Origin of the sequence: Acetobacter sp. A11-2 (assembly GCF_040208445.1) — a bacterium.
Lineage (GTDB): Bacteria > Pseudomonadota > Alphaproteobacteria > Acetobacterales > Acetobacteraceae > Acetobacter > Acetobacter oryzoeni.
Genome location: NZ_CP157843.1, coordinates 1,652,536 through 1,678,138, shown reverse-complemented (window position 1 = coordinate 1,678,138; position 25,603 = coordinate 1,652,536). Strand labels below are relative to the sequence as shown.

Here is a 25,603-nt window from a genome sequence, read left to right as displayed (position 1 = left end):
GTGGCGCATACGGGCGGCGATCATTCCCCTCCGGTTCCGGTTTCCGTTAAGGACTCGGGGGAGGGGATCATGCAGCCTGTTAAAACGGACGCTCCTGTAGAAAAAAACACGGCTCCAGTTCCCGCCGCAGAAAATGGCGGGCGGAGTGAGTTGAACTGTGAGCGTCTGGTCAACCGGGTGCTCAGTTACGCACCCAAGGCGGATGTAGAGAGCATTCGCCGCGCTTTTGCCGTGGCCTACAAGGCGCACGAAAACCAGAAGCGCGATAATGGTGACCCGTACATAACCCACCCGCTTGCCGTGGCCATGATTCTGGCCCGCTTCCGGCTGGATGTGCAGTCCATCTGCACCGCTTTGCTGCACGACACCATAGAAGATACTGGCGTTACCTACGATACGCTTAAGGCACAGTTCGGCCCAACAGTGGCCGATCTGGTAGATGGCGTTACCAAGCTTACCCGGCTAGAGCTGCAATCAGACCGCACCAAGCAGGCGGAAAACTTCCGCAAGCTTGTGCTCGCCATGTCCAAGGACATCCGCGTTCTGCTGGTCAAGCTGGCAGACCGTCTGCACAACATGCGCACCCTGCATTTTGTGGAGCGGCAGGACAGGCGGCAGCGCATTGCGCGTGAAACGCTGGATATCTATGCGCCGCTGGCCGAGCGCATTGGTATGGACCGCGTTAAGACAGAGTTGCAGAACCTGTCCTTCGCGCAGCTTGAGCCAGAAGCCGATGCCACCATCCGCACACGCCTGAATTATCTGCGCGGGCAGGGCGCGGATGTGATTGAAGAAGTGCGGCGTGAACTGCTGCGCCTGTGCCATGAAGCCGGGCTGAAGAACGTTCAGGTTTCGGGGCGTGAGAAATCTCCCTATTCCATTTGGGAGAAGATGCAGCGCCGTAATGTGGCGTTTGAGCAGCTTTCAGACATCATGGCCTTCCGTGTGATCGTGGATACGCGGGAAGATTGCTACATGGCGCTGGGTGCCGTGCACGCGGCCTACCCCATGATAGCCGGGCGGTTTAAGGATTACATCTCCACCCCCAAGGCCAACGGATACCAGAGCCTGCATACGGGGGTGACGCTACGCTCCCCCCGCAACCAGAAGATTGAAGTGCAGATCCGCACGCAGGATATGCACGATGTGGCAGAAAACGGTGTGGCCGCGCACTGGGCCTATAAGGAAGGCACAGGCACGGAGGAAGGCGGCTATGGCGGCCTGCGCCGCCCACGCTGGGTGCAGGATCTGCTGGAAATTCTGGAAGCCTCATCCGCCCCGGATGAGTTTTTGGAAAACACCAAGCTTGAACTGTATCAGGATCAGGTTTTCTGCTTCACGCCCAAGGGGCAGCTTATTTCTCTGCCACGTGGGGCTACTCCGGTAGATTTTGCCTACGCCGTGCACAGCCATGTGGGTGATACCTGCGTGGGGGCCAAGATCAATGGTCGCCTGATGCCCTTGCGGCATGAGCTGGAAAACGGCGATCAGGTTGAAATCATGACAGCCCGTGGCGGCGCGCCTTCTCCTTCGTGGGAAAGGTTTGTTGTTACCGGCAAGGCGCGCGCACGTATCCGCCGTTATGTGGCGCAGCAGCAGCGTCAGGTCTCGCTGGATGGCGGGCGTGCCGCACTGGCTAAGGCCTTCCGTCAGGAAGGTGTGGATGGGTCTGAAAAGATTCTGGAAACCACGCTCAAGCCGCTCAAACAAAGCTCGCTGACAGATCTGTACGTGGCCGTGGGCGCGGGCAATCTGGCCGCGCGGGACGTGGTGCATACAGCGTACCCCGAACTCAAACGTGTGCAGCGTGTGCCGCGTATGCTCTCCGGCCTGCCGGGTGTGCTGGGTACTGCGGGGCCGCGTGCACGTGGGGCCGGTGGTGGCTCTGGCCGCCGCTCTTCCAACGCTGCTGTGCCGCTGGTGGGGCTGGGGGCCGGTGTGGCCGTGCATTACGCCGCTTGCTGCCACCCCTTGCCGGGGGACAGAATTGTGGGCGTGGTGGCCACAGGCCGCGGTGTCACAATTCACACCCGCACCTGCCAAACGCTGGAAAGTTTTTCCGCAACGCCAGAACGCTTTTTAGATGTGGATTGGGATTACGATGCCATGGCCCGTTCTGGCGGCGCCGGGCAGATGCGGGTTGGCCGTATCAGCATTGTGGCGGAAAACGAGGCCGCCGTGCTGGCCAACATCACCAATTCCATTTCCAAATCCGATGCGGCAATGGTGAACCTTAAAATCGTGCATCGCCAGCTTGATTTCACGGAAATTCTTGTGGATGTGGAAGTGCGCGATCTGCGCCATCTTTCCTCGGTTATTGCCAGCCTGCGCGCGGCCCCCGGCATTACGCAGGCAGACAGGGTGAAATCATGACACTGATTTCCGCCGGAGTGGATCTGTGCGATATGCGGCGGATTGCTCAGGCCTTGGAACGGTTTGGAGATCGGTTTACGCAGCGCGTGTTCACCCAGCAGGAACGCGCAAAGGCAGAAAGCAGATCCGGCCAGGCGCGTATTGGGGCCTATGCCAAACGCTGGGCCGCGAAGGAGGCCTGTGCAAAGGCACTGGGTACCGGCTTTGCGCAAGGGGTGGCGCATAGCCAGATAGGTGTGCATAACCTGCCATCTGGCCAGCCAACATTGGTGCTTACCGGGGCGGCTGCACAAAAACTGGCGCAGCTTATGCCCCCTGGCACTGTGCCCCATATTGTGCTGAGCATGACGGATGAGCCCCCATACGCGCTGGCGCAAGTGCTGGTATCAGCCCGCAAGGCATGAACACCTGCCTTGACATCCAGCGCCCTGCACGGCTTGATCCGCCGGATTTTTCTTTTTTACTGAACCGCAGGAACGGGCGAGACAGCGTATGAGCACACCGGAACATCCTCCCACCACCGGGGCAAGCAAGCCCGAAAAGGGCGGAAATACCGTGCTGGACTCCCTGCGCACCATCGTAACGGTGGTGCTGGTGGTGACTGTGGTGCGCACCTTCCTGTTTGAATCTTTCGTGATCCCATCGGGCTCCATGATCCCAACCCTACAGGTGGGGGATTACATCTGGGTGTCCAAATTCAGCTACGGATATTCCAAATATTCCTTCCCGTTCTCACCCAACCTGTTTGAAGGGCGTGTTTTTGGGGCAGAGCCGCATCGGGGTGATGTGGCTGTTTTCCGCTACACCAAAGATACATCGGTTGATTACATCAAACGCATTGTGGGCCTGCCGGGAGACCACATTCAGGTGACCAACGGCCATCTGATTCTGAACGGGCAGGAAGTGCCGTGCCTGAACCCCCATACCTACACCACGCGGGATGAAACGCAGGTGGATATGGAAGGTGAAGCCTGCACGGAACAACTGCCCGGCAGCGCCAACGGCACGGTGGTGAAGCACGATATTCTTAAGCTGACGGATGAAGGCCCGCAAAACAACACGCCCGAATATGTTGTGCCGCCGGGTTACTTTTTTGCGATGGGTGATAACCGGGATGATAGCGCCGATAGCCGCTTTATGGGTGATGGCCCCAAGGATCTGGGCTTTGTGCCCATGGAAAATCTGGTAGGCCGTGCGCAGCGTATCTTCTTCTCGGTTCAGTCTTCCCACCCGTTCTGGCAGGTCTGGTACTGGCCGGCTGAAATTCGCTGGGCGCGTATTCTGCGGGGCGTATCGTGAGAAAACCAAACAACATGTCCGATGCCGCGCGCTTCCGGCTGGAAGAGCTGGAAGTGCGTCTGGGCTACCGCTTTGCCAATCCTGATCTGCTGCAGGAGGCGCTAACGCACCGTTCCGCCGCACATCAGAAGGCAGGCGGGCGCAAGCGGCAAAAAGCCAAGGGCGCAGGCTCTAACGAGCGGCTAGAGTTTATAGGGGACCGCGTTTTGGGCCTGCTGATGGCCGAATGGCTGCTGGAGCGCTTCCCCAACGAGCAGGAAGGCGCGCTGGGGTCTCGGCTGGCGCATCTGGTCTCTCGCGTGTCTTTGGCGGAAATTGCAGATCGGCTGGATCTGCCGCAGTCTCTCACCGTTGCGGCGCATGAAGCCCGCGCAGGCGTGCAAACGGCCGCCAATGTGGTGGCCGATGCGCTAGAGGCCGTGCTTGGTGCAGTTTTTCTGGATGGCGGGCTGGAGCCTGCACGCCAGATGGTGCGGGATTGGTGGAAATCTGCGCTGGATGCGCAGGCACACCCGCCCAAGGACCCCAAAACCGCGTTGCAGGAATGGGTGCTTGGCCGCGGGCAAAGCCTGCCTGTGTATGAAACAATAGGGGCAGATGGCCCCTCTCACGCACCGCTGTTTGTGGTGCGCGTTACGGCAGGCGGCATGTTTGGTGAAGGCCGGGCAGGCAGCAAACGTGCTGCAGAAAGTGCCGCCGCCGCTGATTTACTAGAAAAACTGGAGGGGTAGCCCAGCATGGCTGATGATACCACGCGCTGCGGTTTTGCTGCCCTTGTGGGGGCGCCAAACGCAGGCAAATCAACACTTCTTAACCGCATGGCCGGGGCCAAGCTGTCCATCGTTTCGCCCAAGGCGCAAACCACGCGCTTTCGGGTTCTGGGCATTCTTATGCGCGGGCACAGCCAGATTTTGCTGGTGGATACGCCGGGAATCTTCCGCCCCCGCCGCAAGCTGGACCGCGCCATGGTGGCCGCGGCATGGACGGGTGCTGAAGATGCAGACATCACGCTGCTGCTGGTAGATGCCCGCAGCGGGCTGACAGAAGCGGTGCAGACCATTATCGAGCGTCTGGCAGAAACCAAGCGCAAGGTCTGGCTGGTGTTGAACAAGACTGATCTTGTGCCCGCCACAGCTCTGCTGCCGCTTACGGCTGCCATTACGGAAAAGCTGCCGGTTGAGCATGTGTTCATGGTGAGCGCCCGCACCGGTAATGGTGTGGAAGACCTGCTGGACAAGCTGGCCGCAAGCCTGCCCGAAGGCCCGTACCTGTACCCTGAAGATGATCTGACAGACCTGCCAGACCGGCTTTTGGCTGCTGAACTGGTGCGTGAGCAGATTTTTATGCAAACGCATGAAGAAGTGCCCTACAGCGCCACGGTGGAAACCGAAAGCTATAAGGAGCGGCCAGATGGATCTGTGCGCATAGATGCCACCATCTATGTCTCCCGCGCGGGGCACAAGGCTATCCTGATTGGCAATGGCGGGCAGAAAATTCGCCAGATTGGGGAACGCGCACGCAAGCAGCTTTCCAGCTTGCTGGAACGCCCCTGCCACCTGTTTCTAAACGTAAAGGAACGCGGTGGATGGGATGAGGAACGCGCGCGTTTGCGTGCCATTGGTCTGGACGACGTACCATAAACTACGGCATGGGCGCTTGTGGCCGTGGGCCATGAAGGATAAGAGGGGGCGATCTCGCCGTATCTGCATACGGTGTGGGATCTGTGTGGGACTTTCTGCAAGATCGAGGGCCAATGACTGCTTCTGTAGGCGAAAAGCCAAGCCGTAAACGCGTGTTGCTCAAGGTGTCGGGGGAAGCCCTGATGGGGAATGGCGCCTTCGGAGTGGATCAGCAGACGGTAGAACGCATTGCCCATGATATTGGCGAAGTGGTGCGTTCCGGCACGGAAGTGTGCCTTGTTGTGGGGGGTGGCAACATCTTTCGCGGGTTGGCGGCAGCCGCCAAGGGCATGGACCGTGCGCAGGGTGATTACGCCGGTATGCTGGCCACCGTTATTAACGCGCTGCTGCTGCAAAACGCGCTGGAGCGTGAGCAGATTGCAACGCGGGTGATGTCTGCCATCCACATGTCCTCCATTGCGGAGCCATATATCCGCCGCCGCGCCGTGCGGCACATGGAAAAAGGGCGTGTGGTTATTTTTGCCGCAGGCACAGGCAACCCGTTCTTTACCACGGATACAGCCGCTGCCCTGCGCGCTGCGGAAATGGAATGCGACATGCTGCTGAAAGGCACGCAGGTAGATGGCGTTTATTCCGCAGACCCCAAAAAGGATCCCTCCGCCAAGCGCTATGAAGAGCTGACATACATGGACGTGCTGGCCAACCAGCTTAACGTGATGGATGCTGCCGCCATTAGCCTTGCGCGTGAAAACCGTCTGCCTATCATTGTTTTCAATATTGGCGAGGAAGGGGCCTTCCCGCGTGTGATGCGCAATGAAGGGCCTTTCACACGGATTATCGAAGCCGCCTGAAAAGCGCCGCATCATTCTGGCACGCCTATGCCGCCAGAATGGCCGACAAACTGAACAGGGCGTGTAAGGCCATGCCCTTGTAGGATGCAACGGGAGAAAACACCGTGTCTGACTTGAATGCTCTGCTGGATGACCTGAAGCGCCGTATGGATGGCGCGCTGGATAGCCTGCGCCGTGATTTTTCCGGCCTGCGCTCTGGCCGCGCAAGCCCGGCTTTGCTGGAACCTGTGCGGGTGGAAGCCTATGGCGGTGAAGTGCCGCTTACACAGGTTGGCTCCATTGCCGTGCCAGAAGCCCGTATGATTACGGTGCAGGTGTGGGACCGCGCACTGGCTGGCGCTGTAGAACGCGCTATCCGTGATTCCGGTCTGGGTCTGAACCCGGCGGGTGAAGGCCAGACCATTCGTGTGCCCATTCCGCAGCTGACAGAAGAACGCCGTAACGAGCTGGCAAAAGCTGCGGCCCGTTATGCAGAAGGCGGCAAGGTGGCCGTGCGTGGCGTGCGCCGTGATGGCATGGACAAAGCCAAGGGCTTTGAAAAGAAAGGTGAAATCAGCCAGGACGATGTTAAAACCTGGTCTGACGCCATTCAGAAACTGACCGACCAGTATGTGAAAAAAATTGATGATATGCTGGCCGATAAAGACAAGGAAATCAAACAGGTCTGAGGCAGTATTGGTGCTTCTTCGGATGTGTTTGTGCACGTTAATGGGGTGGAACCCTGCCTGTTATGTCCACGCGGCTAGCTGATAAAAAACCGGCAATTCCAACCCATGTTGCTGTCATCATGGATGGAAACGGGCGCTGGGCGCGCGAACGCGGCCTGCCGCGCCTTGCCGGGCACAGGGCAGGGGCGGAAGCCGTGGCCCGTTGCGTGCGCGCGGCTATGCAGCGTGGCGTGGCGTATCTAACGCTGTATGCGTTTTCATCAGAAAACTGGGCACGCGGGCAGGAGGAGGTTTCAGACCTTACCGGCCTTTTGCGGTATTACCTGCGCCACAAGGTGCGGGAACTGCATAAGGAAGGCGTGCGCCTGCGCTTTATTGGTGATCTGGCCCGTTTTGATGACAGCTTGCGCGAAGAGCTGGCGCAGGCCGAATCCTTAACCCGTGGCAACAGCAAGCTCACGCTTATTCTGGCGCTTTCCTATGGTGGGCGGTTGGATATTGTGCAGGCTGCGCAGCGTTTGGCGCAGGAGGCCAAGGATGGCCGCATTGCGCCAGAACAGATTACAGAAAGCGTATTCACCAACTTTCTCTGGACCAGTGGCGTGCCAGACCCCGATGTGGTGGTGCGCACCAGTGGTGAATGCCGGCTTTCCAACTTTCTGCTGTGGCAGAGCGCGTATGCCGAACTGGTGTTTCTGAACGTGTTCTGGCCCGATTTTAACGAACGACATTTTGCGATGGTGCTAGACCAGTACGCCCAACGAGAACGGCGCTTTGGCGCGCGCCCGCAAGGCCCGGCATGAGCACGAACGCGCAGGATACCTCGGCTTGGCGTGATTTGCGCCCACGGCTGATGTCTGCCGCCGTATTGGTGGCTGTGGCAGGCACGTGCATCGGCTTGGGCGGCTTGGCGTATGATGCCCTTATTCTGGGCATGATGGGTGGCATGGCGGTAGAGGCCGCAGCCCTGTTTGGGCTTTCCGTCAAAAGCTGGCGCGGTGTGCTGTATCTGCTGTGGGCCGTGTGTGCAGGGCTTTCTGCCGCAACCGGGCATTGGGCCTATTTTGGCGTTTTCTGCATCAGTTCTCTGGTGTTTGGTGCTCCGCTTTGCGCCATTATGTGCGTGATTATTCTGGCTGGTACCGCGCTGCTGTGGCTGCGGCAGGGCAGCTTTTGGCCTGTTCTGTTTGTTATTGCCGTTGTGGTGGCCAGCGATAGCTCGGCCTATGTGGCAGGGCGTATTTTTGGTGGCCCCAAACTGGCACCGCGTATCTCTCCGGGTAAAACACGTTCCGGCGCTGTTGGCGGCTTGGTTGGCGCTGTGGCTACCGGCGGTATTGTTGCCACACTTTCCGGCTTAGGTGGCGTGGGTTCCGCACTGGTGTGGGGTGGCATTTTAGGCATTTCCGCCCAAGCGGGGGATCTGGCCGAAAGCGCGATGAAGCGTGCCTTGGGCGTGAAGAATTCGGGCAAGCTGCTGCCGGGGCACGGTGGGCTGCTGGATCGGTTTGATGGGCTGGTGGTGGCTGCACCTGTGGCGGCACTGGTTTCTGTATGTGCGGGGGCTTTCATGCCGTTTTGGGCAGCGGGCGCACGCACCATTTTAAGGGCTCTGGCAGGCCATCTGCCGGGGTAGGGCCAATAGGTGGTGTGGCCGCCTGTTGGGCGGTCTGCCGCCGTTTGTATTTTCAGGTTTGGAAAGACGTTAAGCATGAGAACCGTAACCGTTCTGGGCAGCACAGGCAGCATTGGCTGTTCAACCGTAGATCTGCTGGAGCAGGCGCGAGACCAGTTTCGGTTACGGGCGCTTGTGGGGGGTAAAAATGCTGCCAAACTGGCAGAACAGGCCCGCAGCCTGAAGGCGGAACTGGCCGTTCTGGCGGATGAAAGCGCGTTTGAGGAACTAAAAACCCTGCTGGCAGGCAGCGGCACGGAAGTAGCCTGTGGCCGTCAGGCAGTTATTGATGCCGCAGCCCTTCCGGCAGATTGGACAATGGCCGCCATTACCGGTGCTGCGGGGCTGGAGCCTACGCTGGCAGCGGTAAAAAACGGCAAAAGCATTGCGCTGGCCAACAAGGAAGCCTTGGTGTGCGCCGGTGATGTAATGCTGCGTGCCGTAAAGGAAGCAGGTGCTACGCTGCTGCCTGTGGATTCTGAGCACAACGCTGTTTTTCAGGCTATGGCCGACCGGCAGATTGATCAGGTTGAAAAAATTATTCTCACAGCATCTGGGGGGCCGTTCCGCACCTCCACGCTGGAAGAAATGCGCGTGGCCACTCGTGCGCAGGCGCTCAAGCACCCAACATGGAGCATGGGGGCCAAAATCAGCATCGATTCTGCCAGCATGTTCAACAAGGGGCTGGAAGTTATTGAGGCCGCCCGTATCTTCAATCTGCCGGAAGACAAGATTGATGTGCTGGTGCACCCGCAATCTGTTGTGCACGGCATGGTGCAGTACACAGATGGCAGCCTGATTGCCCAGATGGGTTCTGCCGATATGCGTATTCCCATCGTACACACGCTTACATGGCCCAAGCGTATGGCCACTACGTCTCCGCGTCTGGATCTGGCAGCTTTTGGCAAGCTGGAATTCTATGCGCCGGATGAAGTGCGCTTTCCCGCGCTGCGCCTTGCGCGTGAGGCCCTGCGTAAGGGTGGGGCGGCATCTGCCATTCTTTCCGCTGCCAATGAAATTGCGGTTGATGCCTTCCTGCATGAACAGATCGGCTTTTTGGATATCTCCCGCATTGTGGAAGAGGTGATGGTGGCCTTGGGCGCACCGCCAGCAGATACGCTGGACGCCGTGCTGCATTGGGATGCCGAGGCGCGCCGTGCCGCACAACGCCTGATTCCCGCCCACGCGGCTTGAGAAAACGCAGCCCCCAGCCGATATCGGAAGAATGATGATACACGATTACCTGCGTACACTGCTTTCCTTCGTTTTCGTGCTGGGTGTGTTGGTGAGCTTTCACGAACTTGGCCACTATCTGGCGGCCAAGTGGCGCGGCGTGCATGTGGAGGTATTCTCGCTTGGGTTTGGCCCGGCCCTGTTCCGCTGGCGCGATAAATCCGGCACGGAATGGCGTGTCTGCCCCATTCCCTTGGGTGGCTACGTGCGCCCCCACGGGTTTGAAGACCCCGAAGACGCGACGCCAGAGCAAAAAGCCGCGTGGATTAAGGGCCGCACCTTCCATGATAAATCGGTTTTCTCCCGCGCCATCGTTATTCTGGCGGGGCCGATTTTTAACTTCATTTTAGCCTTTGTGCTGTTTGCGCTGCTGTTTGCCACAACGGGCCAGCCGCATGTGCGTGATCAGATTGCAACCGTCATGCCAAATGGTGCGGCGGCTGTGGCAGGCGTGCAACAGGGCGATGTCATTCAGCGTATCGGCAGCCACGATGTCACGGGGGTGGAGGATATTCAGGCCACCATTTCCACACAGGCTGGCGCACAAACCACGCTGACCGTCAAACGCGGCGAACAGAGCGTGACGTTGCCTATCACCATCGGCAAGGCCCCGGATTCGACTCCTCAAAAACCGCATGGTCAGCTTGGTATTATTTTTGCCACGGAAGTGGGCAAGCCACTGCCATTTCCGCAGGCTGTGGCGGCGGGCGTAAAAGCTACGTGGAACGCCAGCGTGCAAACGCTGGATGGCGTGTGGCAGATTCTTACCGGCCAGCATACAGCCAAAGATTTGGGCGGTCCGCTCAAGATTGCGCAACTTTCCGGGCAGGTGGCGCAGTATGGGTTTGCCAGCCTGTTGTCCTTTATGGCGCTGCTTTCTGTTAACCTCGGGCTGATTAATCTCTTCCCCGTGCCGCTTCTTGATGGTGGACGTCTGGTTTTTTATGCCATAGAGGCAATAAGAGGCCGCCCGGTTTCCAAGCGGGTGCAAGAGATCAGTTTTCAGGTTGGATTTGCATTGCTTGCAGGCCTGTTCCTGTTCTCCACGTTCAATGACCTTTCAGGTTTTGGCCTGTTCAGGTGGATTGCTTCGCTTGTAGGATGAATGACGGCGGGAACAGGAAGGGAAGTGCTTGCGTGACAGGGGTGATTTCGGATACCTCCCGTTGCGGGCGGAATGAGAACGGAAGATGGGCTTTCGTACGAAAAGCGACCCGGATGGAAGGAAGCAGATCTTGACGGGTAAGCGTTCAGCCCTGTTCGTTTCTGTCTGTGTGCTACCTTTTGTGATGGTGGATGGCAGACAGGCATCCGCCGCATCAACAGAAGGTACAAGTGCTGCCGCACCAGCGGCAGTGGTGGCGCCATCCCGCGCTATACATGCGCGCACGCCGCGCCTTTCCGAATCCACATCATCTGTTGCGCCTACGGGCGGATATATTGAAGATATCCGGGTATCGGGTAACACCCGTATCGAAACCAACACCGTGCTGTCCTACATGGTTGCACGTGTGGGGGACCCGTTCAGCCAGGATGATCTGGACCGCTCGCTCAAGACCCTTTACGCCACCGGCCTGTTCAAGGACGTAACGCTGCGGCGTGATGGCAATATCCTGCTGGTGCGCCTGAAGGAAAACCCCATCGTCAACCGTATCGTGTTCGAGGGGAACCACGCGGCCAAGGATGAAGACCTGCGCAAGGTGCTGGCGCTGCGCCCGCGTGCGGTGTTCTCGGCTGAAACCACGGCGGATGACCGCCAGCGCATTCTGGAAGTGTATGCCCAGAAGGCTCGCTTTGCCGCGGTGGTGACACCCCAGATTATCAAGCTGGCCCATAACCGTGTGGATGTGGTTTTCCAGATTAACGAAGGGCCGCAGACACTCATCAGCAAGATCGCATTTGTGGGCAACAAGGCTTACAGCGAATCCAGTCTGGCAGGTGTTGTTTCCTCCAAGGAAACAGCTTGGTACCACTTCCTGTCCTCATCCGATGAGTACAACCCCGAACGTATTAAATACGATGCGGAATTGCTGCGCCGGTTTTACCTGCGCAACGGGTTTGTGGATTTTCAGATCAAGGACGTAAAAGGCGAGCTCTCGCCAGATCGGAAGTCTTTCTACGTTACCTTCACCATGGATGAAGGTGTGCGCTACCGCTTGGGTAAGGTGGATATCCGCTCCAGCCTGCGCCATGTGCCAGCTAAATCTCTGCGTAAGTATGTCGAGCTGTTCCCGCATCAGTGGTACGATGGCAAGGCCGTGCAGGATAACGCCACGGATATGGAGGAAATCCTTCAGGCCGAAGGGCATCCGTTTGCGCAGGTACGCCCCACCATTGCCCGCAATCCGGAAAAGCGGATTGTAAACCTGCTGTTTGATGTGAGCGAAGGCCCGCGCCATTACGTTGAACGTATTGACGTGAACGGCAACACCATCACGCAGGATAACGTGGTGCGCCGCCAGTTGCCGTTTGCTGAGGGTGACCCCTACACAACCAGCTACAAGAAATACGCCAAGGAAGCGGTGCAGGATCTGGGCTTCTTCAAGAGCGTGGATGTCTCCACCTCTCAAGGCTCTGCGCCTGATCGCACCAACGTGGCCGTTAACGTGGTGGAAAAACCCACTGGCGAATTCTCGCTTGGTGGCGGTTACTCAACCGACGTGGGCGTGATCGGTAACGTCGGGCTGAAACAGCACAACCTGCTGGGCACCGGGGTTGATGCCGGGTTCTCCGGCACGGTTTCGCAGTGGCAAAAACAGGCAGATATCTCCATCACCAACCCGGCATTCATGGGGCGCAACCTTGTTGCCGGTGCGGATATCTTCTTTGTTGAAAACAACTACCAGACCTATCAGAACTATTCAGAAGGCCGCTACGGTATCACCTTGCGTATGGGGTATTCGTACAACCGCTATCTGTCCCAGTCCTGGAACTACAGCCTGATCCGCCGTTGGGTGGGTGATACGTGGGATCAGTCCTCCTACTACGTGCTGGATCAGAAGGGTAAGTCTCTGCTCTCGCAGATCGGCACAACCCTTATGTATGATACGCGTGATAACCGTATGGCGCCGCATAGTGGGTACTATGTATCTGTGGGCGGTGACTTTGCCGGTATTGGTGGCGATGAAAAATACGTCCGCGGCAAGGTTAACGGTGCGTACTATGTGCCGTTGGATGATATTACCAACAGCCATAGCTGGACGTTCATGGTGCGCGGTGGTGCCGGGTACATGGCGGACTGGGGCAATGGCCGCCACGATATTATTGATAACTTCTATCTGGGTGGTAACAACCTGCGCGGCTTCTTGGATGGTGGTGCAGGCCCGCGTAGTGTGGGTATCCTGAACCATTCATCCGAAGATCTGTTGGGTGGGCGCTTTATGTATAACGCTTCCGCCCAGCTTAACTTCCCTATTCCGTTCCTGTCTGACATGGGTATTGGCGGGCGTGCGTTTGTGGATACCGGGAGTGTCGCTGGTTTGCGTGTGAAGCGCCTTTATACAAGCAAGGCGAATGATGGTATCTATTACACGCCTATCAGCGGTGATACGTTGCGCCCACGTGTAAGTGCTGGTGCTGGTTTTTCATGGAAAAGTCCGTTTGGTCTGCTGAACATCGATCTGGGTGTGCCCGTTATGCGGAGCCATAATGACCGCACGCAGCTCCTTCGCTTTGGCTTCGGCCAGCAATTCTGAGGTAATGATGCGTTTTTCCACCAGAACTGCCCTGCTGGGGGCTGTTGTCCTGTCTTTCTCATCCGCATTTGTGCCATCTGCACAGGCGCAGAATGGGGGCGGGTGGTTTGTGCCCAAAACCCAGCAGCCTGCTGCACAGGCTCCGGCACAGCATCCGGCTGCGGCCCGTCGCGCCCCGGCTCCGGTGCAGCTGCCTGCACCGCCGGCTGATAGCCAGGAAGCAGATCAGGCTCCGCCCGTGCTGCCGCTGCCGCCTATTCCGTCTGCGCCAGAAGTTGCCAAGGAAGCACCGCCACCCACAACCGTTATTGGTGTGATCAGCGTTGGTGGCGTTATGCGTCAGTCTTCCGCAGCCATGCAGGTTGAACGCACTCTGGGTGGCCGCCGTGATGAACTGGCGCAGGACCTTCAGAAGGAACAGGCTGGCTGGCGTGATGAGCAGCAGAAGCTGCAGGCACAGGCCAAGTCTCTGACATCCGAGCAGATTCAGACGCGTGAACGCAGCCTTCAGGCCCGCGTGATGAAAGCCCAGCGTGATTTCCGTAACCGCAACCGCATTATTCAGGAAGCGGCACAGGTTTCTCTGGGCCAGATCGAACGTGAACTGGTGCAGGTTATTCAGAAAGTGGCCGCTGCGCATGGCATGAACCTTGTTCTGCACAGCGAACAGGTGGCTCTGCATGTTGATGGGCAGGACATCACCAACGAAGTGGCCGTGCAGCTGAACAAGATTCTGCCGTCCGTGTTCATTCCAGAAGCTAATGTTGACCCAGAAGAGCTGGCAAAATCTGGCAAGATGCCCACAACGGCAGATGCAGATCAGGGCCCACGCACAGGCCCAGCCCCAGTGGTGGCACCGGCAGCCGGGCAGCAGTAATCGTGGCTGAGGGTACAACATTTTCCGGGCCAGCAGACCCGCGCTTTTTTACCCGTGCGGGGCCGTTTGATGCGGCCACGCTGGCTGAAACCGCAGGGGCGGAACTGATGCTGCCCAAAGCTGGCGCCGTGCCAGAAGAAGGCTTTGTGGGTATTGCGCCGTTGCAGGCCGCAGGCCCGCGTGATGTCAGCTTTCTGGATAACCGCCGGTATGCTCCTTTGTTGGAGCAAACCAAGGCTGGGCTGGTTATTGTTGCACCCGCTTTTGCAGATAAGGTGCCTGCCGGGTGCGCTGCACTGGTAACGGCAGCGCCCTATCTGGCGTGGTCTCGCATTGCGCGGCTGTTCCACCCACGGGTGCCAGCGCGTGCAGGTGTGCATCCTTCTGCATGTATTGACCCCACAGCCAGCATAGACCCCACGGCAGAAATTGGGCCGTTTGTAGTGGTTGGGGCCAAGGCGGAAATTGGGCCGGGCTGCATTATTGGCTCCCACGCAGTGGTGGGTGATGGTGTACAGCTTGCGCAGGATTGCCGTATTGGCAGCCATGTTACGCTTTCTCATGCCGTGTTGGGTGAGCGGGTGATTATTCTGCCCGGTTCACGCATTGGGCAGGATGGGTTTGGTTTTGCGGTTGGCCCGCAGGGGTTTGAAACCGTGCCACAGCTTGGCCGCGTGGTGCTGGAAAACGATGTAGAGATTGGTGCCAACAGCACAATTGACCGTGGTTCGGTGAATGATACGGTTATTGGTGCAGGATCACGTCTCGACAATCTGGTGCAGATCGGTCACAACGCCCGTCTGGGGCGGTGTTGTATTGTGGTTTCGCAGGCCGGGATCTCTGGCTCCACCGTGCTGGAAGACTATGTAACGATTGCCGCGCAGGCTGGCCTTATCGGGCATATCCGCATTGGCGCAAAGGCGCGTATTGGCGCGCAATGTGGCGTGATGTCGGATATAGAAGGCGGCGCGGATGTAATTGGCAGCCCGGCTATGCCGTTCAGGGAGTTTTTCCGGAACGTAGCGGTATTGCGCAAGCTGGCAAAAAAAGCGTCTGGATCGGCCAAGAACGGTTCGGACAAGGGATAAACTAAGGTCGGTGCTTGGTAACCGGCGCAAAGGGTGGTTTCGGGGACGTGGAGACGAAACAAGAATCGCAGCAGGACGCTCAGACGATCGATAAAATTGACGTCAACCGTATTATGCAGGCGATTCCGCACAGATATCCTTTTCTTCTGATCGACCGGATGGAAGATATCGTCCTGGGAGAAGAGGCAACAGGTATCAAGAATGTTTCGGTCAATGAACCATTCTTTCAGGGGCATTTTCCTGCACGCCCTGTTATGCCGGGCGTATTGCTGGTTGAAGCCATGGCGCAAACCGCAGCAACGCTGGTTGTGCTAACACTGGGCAAGGATTTTGAGGGCAAGCTGGTCTATTTCATGACCATCGAAGGCGCAAAGTTCCGCCGCCCGGTAGAACCGGGTGATCAGGTGCGGATTCATGTCGCCAAGGAACGCCACCGCTCCAATGTGTGGAAATTCCGTGGTGAAGCCCGCGTAGAAGGCACTGTGGTGGCGGAAGCCACATTCAGCGCCATGATTATGGGTTGAGAACCCGGCCTGTTCACATCATTCTGTTAAGGCAAGTCAGGTTTGCCCCTAAACTGCCCAGATTTTTTGCAAAAGGGTAAGGTTAGGGCAGATCTGCCCGGCCAACGGTGAACGGAAATAAGGAACTGAATTGGTGCACGCTGCAGAGGAAGCCAGATCAACCGTTGTCCACCCAACGGCTCTTGTTGCTCCCGGTGCGCGGCTTGGGCAGGGGGTGGTTATCGGCCCTTGGTGTTCTGTCGGGCCAGATGTCACGATTGAAGACGGGGTTGAACTGATCTCTCATGTGGTGGTCGATGGCCACACGCGTCTGGGGGCGGGTTCACGCTATTTTCCGTTTTGCACCGTGGGCATGGCCCCGCAGGATCTAAAATATAAAGGTGAGCCAACCCGGTGCGAGATCGGGGCTGGCACGGTGGTGCGTGAACACGTTACCATCCATCGTGGCACGGCCACGGGCTCTGGCTTAACCAAGGTTGGCCAGAATGTGCTGATCATGGCCAACGCCCACGTGGCGCATGATTGCGTGCTGGGTGACCGCGTTATTATCGTGAATAACGTGGTGATGGGTGGGCATGTCACCATTGAGGACGATGCCCGTATTATGGGTTCTGCCGCCATCCATCAGTTTGTCCGCATCGGGCATGCTGCCCTTGTAGGCGGTGTGGCTGGGGTGGAAGCCGATGTTATTCCTTACGGCAGTGTGCTGGGTAACCGTGCGCGGCTGATTGGCCTGCATTGGATCTGGCTGCGCCGCAATGGCGTGCAGTCTGATGAAATCCACCGCATGCGCAAGGCATTCCTTACGCTGTACCCCAAAAATGGCTGTGCGGAAGATCCGTTTTCTGTGCGTCTGGAGCGGGTGCGTACAGAGTTTGGTGATAACCCACGTGTGCGTGAAATTCTGGACTTTATAGATGCTCCAAGCCGGCGTGGCCTTGTGCGCCCCGCACGGCAGGATCTGGAGCGCGCAGAAACCGAGGGCGCGTGAGCACTCCTTCTGCTGTTGGTATTCTTGCAGGCGGCGGCCCTCTGCCGGGCAGAGTGGCAGAAGCGGCCGCTGCAGCAGGGCGCCCCGTATTTATTCTCGGGTTTGAAGGTTTTGCCGAACCCGATGTGATAGGCCCTTGGCCGCACGAATTTGTTCGGCTGGGTGCAGCCGGGCGCATGCTCTCCCTTTTGAAGCAACACAACTGTTCGGATCTGGTTCTTATCGGGCCAATCCGCCGGCCTTCCTTGCGCAATTTGCGGCCAGATGCCGAGGGTGCGCGCATTATGGCGCGTTTGGGGCGTGCCCTGTTTGCAGGGGATGATGGCCTGCTGGGTGCCCTTGTGCGTCTTTTGGGTGAGGAAGGCTTTCACATTCGTGGGGCGCATGAATTTCTCACGCAGGCTGTGGCGCAACCGGGCGTGCTGGGGCGCGTGCAGCCAGATGCGCAGGCACAGGCCGATATTCAGCGTGGCATAACCGTGGTGCAGGCGCTGGGGCGGCTGGACATAGGGCAGGGCTGCGTGGTGCAAAATGGCGTGGTGCTGACGGTGGAAGCCATGGAAGGCACAGACCGCATGCTGGCCCGCGCAGGAGAATGCAGGCAGCCGGGTGAAGGCGGCGTTCTGGTAAAAATGCTCAAGCCGGGGCAGGAAAAACGGGCAGACATGCCCACAATAGGGCCTGTAACGGTGCAGAACGCGCATGCGGCAGGCCTACGCGGCATTGCGTTTGAGGCCGCCCACACGCTGCTGACAGACAGGCAGCGCTGTATAGAGGAAGCAGACCGGCTAGGCCTGTTTCTTCTGGCTTTTGATCCTGTTGAAGGTGCAGGATCAAGCACACCGCCTGCCTGATACTTCAAAATAGGGAGCAAACAGATGGCAAGTTTTCTGCACACCATGGTGCGGGTTCGCAATCTGGAAAAAAGTCTGGCGTTTTATAAGCTGCTGGGCATGCACGAACTCCGCCGGCGCGAGGTGCCGGAAGGGCGTTATACGCTGGTGTTTATTGGCTATGCAGATAACGCCGCCGGGCAGGCTGAAATTGAACTGACCTATAACTGGGGCGAAGATGACGGCTATGAGCTGGGCACCGGGTTTGGCCATTTTGCCGTAGGCGTGCCCAATGTGGCGGAAATGGTTGCGCGCGTGCGGGCCGGTGGTGGCAAGGTAACGCGGGAAGCCGGGCCAGTAAAATTTGGCACCACCGTGATTGCCTTTGTTGAAGACCCCGATGGCTATAAGGTCGAGTTGATCGAACGCGCTGAATAAAAGGCTGTTCAGCTTTGCGGGCGCTGCTTGAGGCGTGCCGTCAGGCGGTCTAGCGAATCATTAATGGTTTTGGCGGCTGTCTGCACCGCTGGGTCGGCAGACATATCAAGTTGCTCTGCTGCCAGCATGGCGGGGGAAACAATGCCCCGAATATCATGCCGCAATTTGGAATCCGCTGTGGGGGCAGGCGCCTGAGGTGCTGCCACCGGAGCAGGTGCAGTGGCATGATGAGGCTGAAGCTTGATGCCCAGCCATGCGCCCAAAGCTGCGGCGCACATAATTGGCCCTAATGCTGCGGGGAAAGACAGCCCCAGCACTCCGGCCAGCACAGCACCCGCTACAGGCAGGCAGAAAATAACGGCTGCGGCACGGATAGGAAAGGGCATGTTGTTCATGTTTTTCTCCATCTTGCGGGGGATTCTGCCGCAAGGCTGCATTCACGACTCTACGGTATAGATTGACGGTTCCTTATCTGAACTCTATAAGCCGCAGCTTCAAGAGGCGTGGTCTTTAACAGGCCACCGGATAACCGTATTCAAATAGTAAGGGAGTGCCGCCATGAAGCGCACTTATCAACCGTCCCGGCTGGTTCGCAAGCGTCGTCACGGGTTCCGCGCGCGTATGGCAACCGTTGGTGGCCGCAAGATCATTGGCAACCGTCGTTCCAAAGGCCGTAAGCGCCTTTCCGCGTAAGAACTGCCCGGCAGTCCGGCTTGATGGACGGGCCTGCAGCGCAGGAGCAGCCAGCGGCGGAATCTGCAAGATCTCTGCGGCTTAAAAAGAGGAAGCAATTCCTCTTTCTGGCTTCTCGCGGGCGTAAAGCGCCTGTGCCGGGGCTTGTTTTGCAGCTTTTCCGGCGTCCGGATACGGATGTCGCGCGTGTGGGCTTTACGGTTACCAAAAAGGTCGGCAACTCCGTGGTGCGTAACCGCGTGCGCCGCAGGTTGCGCGAAGTTGTGCGTATTGTAGAAGCCGATACGCCGCTAAACGGTCTGGACCTTGTTCTTATAGGCCGTAGCGCCACCATAAATCGCCCATTTGTGGCGCTGGTGGCTGATTTCCGTAAAGCATTAGCGTTGTGCCAGCGGGATTCCTGATATCCTGCCTTGCATTCGTGTGCGTCCTGCGCTGGAACCTGTATGCCGTTTAAGACTCCGGGTTTTTTACGGGTGTTAAGTTTTCCAATTTGTATGTGCAGGGGGCCGCAAGGCCGGAGCTTATGGATTCAAAACGTCTGATACTGGCAACAGCGCTGTCAGCTCTGGTACTTATCGGGTATGACTATCTATTCCCGCAGCATCAGCCCGTGCCACCGCCGCAGCCGGGTGTGCATGCGGTAGCGCCTCCGGCACCGGCTTCTTCTGGTGCGGCTGCTCCGGCTGAAAACACGCAGGCAGAAGCCGCAGCCCCCATAAAGGATGGCCCGGAAACCCGAGTGGCCATTAACGCCCCCGCCGTACAGGGCACGCTTAACCTGCGTGGCGCACGGCTGGATGATCTGGTGCTCAAGCATTATCGGGAAACCGTAAAGCCAGATAGCCCGGATGTGCGTGTTCTCAACTCTGCTTCCACCCATGCAGATTATGTAGATTTCGGCTGGCGTGCGCCGTCCGATGTTTCTGTGCGTCTGCCAGATGCCAACACATTGTGGAAAGCCTCTGGCAACCAGATGGATGCCGAACACCCGCTTACCCTTTCTTGGGATAACGGGCAGGGGCTGACCTTTGATATCCGCCTGTCGGTGGATCAGAACTACATGTTCACCATCAGCCAGCAGGTGCACAACAGCACCGGGCAGGCTGTGGCGCTGTATCCTTTCTACCGTGTAAACCGTGGCTACACGCCGGAAGAAACCGGCGGCATGCTGGTGCATGAAGGCCCGATCTCGGTGATTGATGGCCGCCTGAACGAAGGTTCCTACAAAACGGTGCGCACAGGTGGCGTGCCGCCAGACAACATTGCATGGAGCCATCAGGGCACCGGCGGCTGGGCTGGCATTACAGACAAATACTGGCTGATGGCCGTGCTGCCAGACCAGAACGCCAACGTAATTGGCACCTATGGTTTTCAGGCGGCGCAAGGCACGTATCAGGTTGGCTTTACGGCTACGGCACCTGTGCAGGTGGCTGCGGGACAGACAGCCTCTACCGAGGCCCACGTGTTTGCGGGTGCCAAGGAAGTGCGGCTGCTTGAGCAGTATGAAAAAGACCTGCACGTGCCGATGTTCTGGAAAGCAGTGGACTTTGGCTGGCTTTCCTTCCTCACCCGTCCCGTGTTCTTTGTGCTGGACTGGCTGAACGAGCATCTGGGCAGCTTTGGTCTGGCCCTGCTGACGTTTACCGTGATTGTGAAGGTGGCCTTCCTGCCGCTCACCATCAAGCAGATGCGCATGACATGGAAAACAGCGCGCCTGAAGCCGCAGGTGGACCTGATCCGCTCCCGCCTGAAGGATGACCCGATGGCCATGCAGCAGCAGATTATGGCGCTGTATCGGCAGGAAAACGTCAATCTGTTCGGGGGCTTTCTGCCGCTGCTTATTCAGGCGCCTGTGTTCTGGTGCTTGTATAAGGACCTGTATGTCACCATCGAAATGCGGCACGCACCGTTTGTGGGCTGGGTGAAGGATCTTTCTGCACCAGACCCCACCAACCTGTTCAATCTGTTTGGCCTTGTGCCGTTTGATCCCACGCACATCACGCCGTTTCTGGCGCTGGGCGCTTGGCCGATCATGTATGGTGCCACGCTGTTCCTGATGCAGAAGGTGAGCTCCAGCTCTGCCAACATGGACCCATCACAGCAGAAGGTGATGATGTTCATTCCGCTGCTGTTCACGTTCTTCATGGCGCGGCAGCCGGTCGGGCTGGTGATTTATTACTGCTGGAGCAACATCCTTACGGCTGTGCAGCAGGTTATCATCATCTCCCGTCTGAAAGCGGCAGATGCCAAACCCCAACTGGTTAAGCCCAAATGACAGATGATGCCGCATCCTCTTTCCGAGAACTAAAGGATGAAGCCCGTATTGCCGCCGCCCTGGAAGAGGGGCGGCGGCTTTTTGCGGGTTCATGCGAATTTGTGTTTGGCGCGCAAAAGCTGGGGCAACTGCCGCCGCAAACCCTGCCGGAAATTGCGTTTGCCGGGCGCTCCAATGTGGGCAAGTCCAGCTTGGTGAACGCACTTACGGGCCGCAAAACGCTGGCGCGGGCCTCTTCCGAGCCGGGGCGCACCAAGCAGCTCAACTTCTTCAATCTGGCAGACCGGCTGATGCTAGTGGATATGCCGGGTTATGGCTACGCAAAGGCTGCCAAATCCGTAAAGGAAGACTGGCAGGATATGATGTTTGATTACCTGCGCGGTCGGCCAAGTTTGCAGCGTGTTGTGCTGCTGCTTGATGCGCGGGTGGAAATGAAGGCGCATGATCTGGAAGTGATGGACCTGCTGGATAAGGCAGCTGTCAGCTTTCAGGTGGTGCTGACCAAGTGCGATAGCGTTAAACCCGGCCCGCTGGCACGCAAGCAGGCAGAAGTTGAAGCGGAAATTCGCCGCCACCCCGCGGCTTTTCCCTACCTGTCCTTAACAAGCAGCCAGACAGGTGAAGGTATTAAGGGCTTGCGGGCGGAACTGGCAGAATTTGCCCTGCCCAAGGCGCCATGATCTGATTGATGACAAGCAGGAAGTGCAGAGCATGACAGAACCACGGGTTCCTTCTTCCCATTCCCATCATGATGCGGCGCAGGAAGCCGCCATTCTGGCCGGAGCCTTGCCGTATCTGCGCCGCTATGCGGGGGATACCATTGTGGTCAAGTATGGTGGCCACGCCATGGGCAATGCAGATCTGGCCAAAACCTTTGGGCGGGATATTGCGCTGCTTAAGCTGGTGGGCATCAACCCGGTTGTGGTGCATGGCGGCGGCCCGCAGATTAACCAGATGCTCAAGCGGCTGGAAATTCCCTCCACCTTTATAGATGGCCTGCGCGTAACAGACGCCAATATGGTGGATGTTATCGAGATGGTTCTGGCTGGTTCCGTGAACAAGGAAGTGGCGGAGCTTATCAGCCGTGAAGGCGCGCTGGCTGTTGGTATTTCCGGCAAGGACGGTAAAATGATTACCGCCCGCAAGCTGCAACGCACCGTGCGGGATACGGAAAGCCAGATTGAACGCGTGCTGGATCTGGGCTTTGTGGGCGAACCCGTAAAGGTGGACCCGCGCGTGATTTATGCGCTCTCCGGTTCCGGCCTTATTCCGGTTATTGCGCCGGTAGGCTTTGGGGAAGATGGCGCCACCTACAACATCAACGCCGATACGGCTGCCGGTGCTGTAGCTGGTGCGGTGCATGCCACACGCCTGCTGATGCTAACAGACGTGCCCGGCGTGCTGGATGCCGATGGCAAGCTGATACCTGAACTCACAGCCGCGCAGGCCATGCAGGCTATTGAGGATGGTGTGATTACTGGCGGTATGATCCCCAAAGTGGAAACCTGCATTCAGGCCGTGCAGGCCGGTGCGCGTGCGGCCGTGATTATTGATGGCCGTATGCCCCATGCCTGCTTGCTGGAACTGTTTACGGCATCTGGCTCCGGCACCATGATCCGGGCGGAATAACGCCGCGGTTGCCAGCCATTTTCCGGGGTGCCATGCGTTGACACGCCGCGTGTGTGTCCGCATGGTCGCTCTGTATTTTTCTGCCGGGGCTGTGGTGCAGGCCCGGTGTTTGTCCATCCTGTCTGACGGTGTGTTATGACCAACGAAACCTTGCGCGCGCATATTGAAGCCCTGTGGGAAAAGCGGGACCAGATTTCCTCCGCTACAACGGGGGAAGACCGCAAAGCCATTGAAACGGCTCTGGAAGCTCTTGATTCTGGCGCGCTGCGTGTGGCCGAACCCAAGGAAGATGGCTGGCAGGTGAATGAATGGCTGAAAAAAGCTGTTCTGCTTTCCTTCCGTCTGAACGATAGCGTGGCCATTCCCGGTGGCGCAGCTGGTGCCCCGGCTTATGATAAAGTGCCGCTGAAGTTTGCTGGCTGGGATCAGGCCCGTTTTGATAAGGCTGGCTTCCGCGTGGTGCCGGGCGCTGTTGTGCGCCGCTCCGCCTTTATTGCCCCCGGCGCTGTGCTGATGCCCAGCTTTGTAAACGTGGGCGCCCGCGTAGATAGCGGCACCATGGTGGACACATGGGCCACTGTTGGTAGCTGTGCCCAGATTGGCAAGAACTGCCATATCAGCGGTGGCGCAGGTATTGGTGGCGTTCTGGAACCGCTGCAGGCTGCCCCGGTGATTATTGAAGATAACTGCTTCATTGGCGCACGTTCCGAAGTGGCAGAAGGCGTGATTGTGGAGCGCGGCTCCGTGCTGTCCATGGGTGTGTTCCTTGGCGCTTCCACCAAGATTGTGGACCGTGCAACGGGTGAAATCTACATGGGCCGCGTTCCGGCTTATTCCGTTGTTGTGCCGGGCACCATGCCGTCTTCCAAGCCGGTTGGCCCGGATGGTCGCCCCAATCCTGCTCTGGCTTGCGCCGTGATTGTGAAGCGGGTGGACGAACGCACACGTTCCAAAACCTCCATTAACGATCTGCTGCGTGACTGATCAGGCAGACTAAAAGCGAAAAAAAGAGGCAGAAAAGCATGGCGGACGCAGCGCAGGTGAATATTCCGGTCAATCTGGCACTGACAGATCCGGTTGGAGTGGCGCAGGCGCTTATCCGTCTGCCTTCTGTCTCGCCAGATCCCGGCGCATCACAGCATCTGCTTGCAGCCATGCTGGAGCGCTTGGGGTTTGAGGTGACGCATCTTCCCTTTGGTGAAGGTGCGGAGCGCACGCCCAATTTCTTTGCCCGCCTGGGCACGGGCAGCCCCCATATCTGCTACGCTGGCCATACCGATGTGGTGCCGCCGGGGAACGAGGCTGATTGGTCTCACCCCCCATATGCGGCGGATATTGTAGATGGCGTGCTGTATGGCCGTGGCGCGTGTGACATGAAGGGCGGCATTGCGGCTTTTGTGTCTGCCGTGGCACGCCATGTGGCGGCTGGGCCGGGCAAAGGCTCTATCAGTTTTCTGATCACCGGGGATGAAGAAGGCCCCGCCACCTACGGCACGGTAAAGGTGCTGGAATGGATGGCACAGCACAATCAGATCCCGGATTACTGTCTGGTAGGTGAACCCACCAACCCCAAGGTATTGGGCGAGATGGTGAAGGTTGGCCGCCGTGGCAGCTTAAACGCGCATATTGTGGTGGAAGGTACGCAGGGCCACGTGGCCTATCCCCACCGGGCAGATAACCCGGTGCATCGCCTGCTGGCGGTGCTGGAGGCTTTGCGCGCCACACCGCTGGATAACGGCACCGAGTATTTTGAACCCTCCAGCCTTCAGATTACCAGTGTGGATGTGGGCAATGGGGCTACAAACGTCATTCCCGCACGGGCCGAAGCACGGCTGAACATTCGGTTTAATGATTTGCACACAGGGGCCGCGCTAAAGGGGTGGGTAGAAACCATTTGCCGCCAGCATGCCCCGCGTTCATGCGTGGAAATCAAGATAAGTGGCGAATCTTTCCTTACGTCCCCCACGCAGGAAACCACGGCCCTTGTAGAGGCTATCAAGCAGGTTACGGGCCGCACGCCCAAGCTGGATACCGGGGGCGGCACATCGGATGCGCGCTTTATCAGCCGGTATTGTGCGGTTTCTGAATTCGGGCTGGTGGGCGCGAGTATTCATAAAGTTGATGAACACACGGATGTTGCGGATCTGGAAATGCTGACACGGATCTATCAGACTTTTCTGGAAGGAGCGCAGGCATGATTCCCGATACCAGCAAGCCCGGTGTAATCCGGCGTACATTGCAGGGCATGTTGCTGCTGGCCAGTGGGCGCCGAGATGGCATGGCGTGTTTTGATAGCACGCTGGATGCCTTTGGCGCAGCACTTGCGCCGCAGTTGGCGTTTTTGGTGGTCGGGCTGATGCAGGTTTTCCTCCAGACCGACAAGATCATGGCGCTTATCAAGGTTCTGCTTTCCTTGTGTGTCACCTTGCTGCCTGCCGTTGTCTCTCATTTTTACGCCCAGAGATGGGGGCGTGGCGTGCTGTGGCTGCGCTATATTACGGCCGCCACATGGTGCAACTGGGTGGTGGTGCTGATTTCTCTGGCGGCCACGCTTATAGCAGCTCTGCTGTTTCCCGCCATTGCACAACAGCCGGGCTTTATGGCCGCGTTGGTAATGACGGCGGCTGTATATGAACTCTGGCTGCAATGGTCTGTGGCCCGTGTGGGCTTAAACATTAGCGGTGGGCGTGCCTTTGTGCTGTATGCCTCTGTGCTGCTGGCCACACTGGCGCTGTATGGTTTGGCCGCACTGCTGCCGCCCCATTACAAGGTGCTGACTGATCTGCTTCAGCCCATGATTGTAATGAACAATTCCTGA

The 25,603-nt window shown here is 58.1% G+C and carries 27 protein-coding genes; 26 read left to right on the top strand and 1 reads right to left on the bottom strand.

The features are described 5' to 3' along the window. From ABNV41_RS08020 to gloA, 18 genes are all read left to right on the top strand, one after another. Positions 1–2,373, top strand: coding sequence for a bifunctional (p)ppGpp synthetase/guanosine-3',5'-bis(diphosphate) 3'-pyrophosphohydrolase (locus tag ABNV41_RS08020; protein WP_197687355.1), 2,373 nt, complete (start codon positions 1–3; stop codon positions 2,371–2,373). Then, the gene (gene acpS / locus ABNV41_RS08015; protein ID WP_003622537.1) at positions 2,370–2,777 is read left to right on the top strand and encodes a holo-ACP synthase; all 408 of its coding nucleotides are present in this window, start codon (positions 2,370–2,372) and stop codon (positions 2,775–2,777) included. The genes ABNV41_RS08020 and acpS overlap by 4 nt, the downstream gene beginning before the upstream one ends. A gap of 88 nt (positions 2,778–2,865) precedes the next feature. Next, on the top strand, positions 2,866–3,672 hold the full coding sequence (lepB, locus tag ABNV41_RS08010; protein WP_087651450.1) for a signal peptidase I: 807 nt from the start codon (positions 2,866–2,868) through the stop codon (positions 3,670–3,672). Positions 3,673–3,686: 14 nt separating this feature from the next. Further along, positions 3,687–4,403 (top strand): ribonuclease III, encoded by a 717-nt coding sequence (gene rnc / locus ABNV41_RS08005; protein WP_050819391.1) that lies wholly within the window; start codon positions 3,687–3,689, stop codon positions 4,401–4,403. A 6-nt stretch (positions 4,404–4,409) separates the two neighbouring features. Continuing rightward, positions 4,410–5,312 (top strand): GTPase Era, encoded by a 903-nt coding sequence (gene era, locus ABNV41_RS08000; RefSeq protein WP_042788649.1) that lies wholly within the window; start codon positions 4,410–4,412, stop codon positions 5,310–5,312. Between the two features lie 113 nt (positions 5,313–5,425). Further along, positions 5,426–6,163: a UMP kinase gene (pyrH, locus tag ABNV41_RS07995; protein WP_050819392.1), complete on the top strand. Its 738-nt coding sequence runs from the start codon at positions 5,426–5,428 to the stop codon at positions 6,161–6,163. Positions 6,164–6,309: 146 nt separating this feature from the next. Beyond that, positions 6,310–6,831: a ribosome recycling factor gene (gene frr, locus ABNV41_RS07990; RefSeq protein ID WP_044583078.1), complete on the top strand. Its 522-nt coding sequence runs from the start codon at positions 6,310–6,312 to the stop codon at positions 6,829–6,831. A 62-nt stretch (positions 6,832–6,893) separates the two neighbouring features. Next, positions 6,894–7,634 carry a polyprenyl diphosphate synthase gene (uppS, locus tag ABNV41_RS07985; protein WP_050819393.1) on the top strand — a complete coding sequence of 247 codons (741 nt, stop codon included), beginning with the start codon at positions 6,894–6,896 and terminating at the stop codon, positions 7,632–7,634. After that, positions 7,631–8,467, top strand: a complete 837-nt coding sequence (locus ABNV41_RS07980; protein WP_349934531.1) for a phosphatidate cytidylyltransferase — start codon at positions 7,631–7,633, stop codon at positions 8,465–8,467. The genes uppS and ABNV41_RS07980 overlap by 4 nt, the downstream gene beginning before the upstream one ends. A gap of 75 nt (positions 8,468–8,542) precedes the next feature. Then, entirely contained in the window at positions 8,543–9,700 is a 1,158-nt protein-coding gene (dxr, locus tag ABNV41_RS07975) for a 1-deoxy-D-xylulose-5-phosphate reductoisomerase (protein ID WP_050819395.1), read from the top strand. A gap of 31 nt (positions 9,701–9,731) precedes the next feature. Further along, entirely contained in the window at positions 9,732–10,844 is a 1,113-nt protein-coding gene (rseP, locus tag ABNV41_RS07970) for an RIP metalloprotease RseP (RefSeq protein WP_080986757.1), read from the top strand. Positions 10,845–10,929: 85 nt separating this feature from the next. Then, positions 10,930–13,434, top strand: a complete 2,505-nt coding sequence (bamA, locus tag ABNV41_RS07965; protein ID WP_050819396.1) for an outer membrane protein assembly factor BamA — start codon at positions 10,930–10,932, stop codon at positions 13,432–13,434. Between the two features lie 4 nt (positions 13,435–13,438). Beyond that, the gene (locus ABNV41_RS07960; RefSeq protein WP_050820353.1) at positions 13,439–14,311 is read left to right on the top strand and encodes an OmpH family outer membrane protein; all 873 of its coding nucleotides are present in this window, start codon (positions 13,439–13,441) and stop codon (positions 14,309–14,311) included. Positions 14,312–14,313: 2 nt separating this feature from the next. Beyond that, positions 14,314–15,399 carry a UDP-3-O-(3-hydroxymyristoyl)glucosamine N-acyltransferase gene (lpxD, locus tag ABNV41_RS07955; protein ID WP_050819397.1) on the top strand — a complete coding sequence of 362 codons (1,086 nt, stop codon included), beginning with the start codon at positions 14,314–14,316 and terminating at the stop codon, positions 15,397–15,399. Positions 15,400–15,485: 86 nt separating this feature from the next. Then, a complete protein-coding gene (gene fabZ / locus ABNV41_RS07950) occupies positions 15,486–15,923 on the top strand; it encodes a 3-hydroxyacyl-ACP dehydratase FabZ (RefSeq protein ID WP_321196928.1) in 438 nt (145 codons plus the stop codon). A gap of 133 nt (positions 15,924–16,056) precedes the next feature. Then, entirely contained in the window at positions 16,057–16,914 is an 858-nt protein-coding gene (gene lpxA, locus ABNV41_RS07945; protein ID WP_050820354.1) for an acyl-ACP--UDP-N-acetylglucosamine O-acyltransferase, read from the top strand. Further along, the gene (locus ABNV41_RS07940; RefSeq protein WP_050819398.1) at positions 16,911–17,768 is read left to right on the top strand and encodes an LpxI family protein; all 858 of its coding nucleotides are present in this window, start codon (positions 16,911–16,913) and stop codon (positions 17,766–17,768) included. Before lpxA ends, ABNV41_RS07940 begins: the two co-directional genes overlap by 4 nt. 24 nt (positions 17,769–17,792) lie before the next feature. Then, positions 17,793–18,185 carry a lactoylglutathione lyase gene (gene gloA, locus ABNV41_RS07935; protein ID WP_003622570.1) on the top strand — a complete coding sequence of 131 codons (393 nt, stop codon included), beginning with the start codon at positions 17,793–17,795 and terminating at the stop codon, positions 18,183–18,185. 8 nt (positions 18,186–18,193) lie between these two features. On the opposite strand, the gene ABNV41_RS07930 is transcribed toward gloA, so the two are convergent. Then, positions 18,194–18,622, bottom strand: a complete 429-nt coding sequence (locus ABNV41_RS07930) for a hypothetical protein (RefSeq protein WP_196332530.1) — start codon at positions 18,620–18,622, stop codon at positions 18,194–18,196. Between the two features lie 121 nt (positions 18,623–18,743). On the opposite strand from ABNV41_RS07930, the gene rpmH reads away from it, so the two are divergent. The 8 genes from rpmH to ABNV41_RS07890 all read left to right on the top strand — a co-directional run bounded on the left by rpmH (position 18,744) and on the right by ABNV41_RS07890 (position 25,603). Then, positions 18,744–18,878, top strand: a complete 135-nt coding sequence (gene rpmH / locus ABNV41_RS07925; protein ID WP_003622574.1) for a 50S ribosomal protein L34 — start codon at positions 18,744–18,746, stop codon at positions 18,876–18,878. A gap of 23 nt (positions 18,879–18,901) precedes the next feature. Continuing rightward, positions 18,902–19,282, top strand: coding sequence for a ribonuclease P protein component (gene rnpA / locus ABNV41_RS07920; RefSeq protein WP_050793129.1), 381 nt, complete (start codon positions 18,902–18,904; stop codon positions 19,280–19,282). Between the two features lie 122 nt (positions 19,283–19,404). Next, positions 19,405–21,156 (top strand): membrane protein insertase YidC, encoded by a 1,752-nt coding sequence (yidC, locus tag ABNV41_RS07915; RefSeq protein ID WP_050819400.1) that lies wholly within the window; start codon positions 19,405–19,407, stop codon positions 21,154–21,156. Continuing rightward, complete coding sequence (gene yihA / locus ABNV41_RS07910; protein WP_050819401.1) at positions 21,153–21,836, top strand: ribosome biogenesis GTP-binding protein YihA/YsxC; 684 nt, start codon at positions 21,153–21,155, stop codon at positions 21,834–21,836. Before yidC ends, yihA begins: the two co-directional genes overlap by 4 nt. Positions 21,837–21,867: 31 nt before the next feature. Next, positions 21,868–22,785 carry an acetylglutamate kinase gene (gene argB, locus ABNV41_RS07905; RefSeq protein WP_050820355.1) on the top strand — a complete coding sequence of 306 codons (918 nt, stop codon included), beginning with the start codon at positions 21,868–21,870 and terminating at the stop codon, positions 22,783–22,785. A 135-nt stretch (positions 22,786–22,920) separates the two neighbouring features. Continuing rightward, positions 22,921–23,769 carry a 2,3,4,5-tetrahydropyridine-2,6-dicarboxylate N-succinyltransferase gene (dapD, locus tag ABNV41_RS07900; RefSeq protein ID WP_003622584.1) on the top strand — a complete coding sequence of 283 codons (849 nt, stop codon included), beginning with the start codon at positions 22,921–22,923 and terminating at the stop codon, positions 23,767–23,769. 38 nt (positions 23,770–23,807) lie between these two features. Then, entirely contained in the window at positions 23,808–24,983 is a 1,176-nt protein-coding gene (dapE, locus tag ABNV41_RS07895) for a succinyl-diaminopimelate desuccinylase (RefSeq protein WP_349934530.1), read from the top strand. Beyond that, on the top strand, positions 24,980–25,603 hold the full coding sequence (locus ABNV41_RS07890; RefSeq protein WP_349934529.1) for a hypothetical protein: 624 nt from the start codon (positions 24,980–24,982) through the stop codon (positions 25,601–25,603). Before dapE ends, ABNV41_RS07890 begins: the two co-directional genes overlap by 4 nt.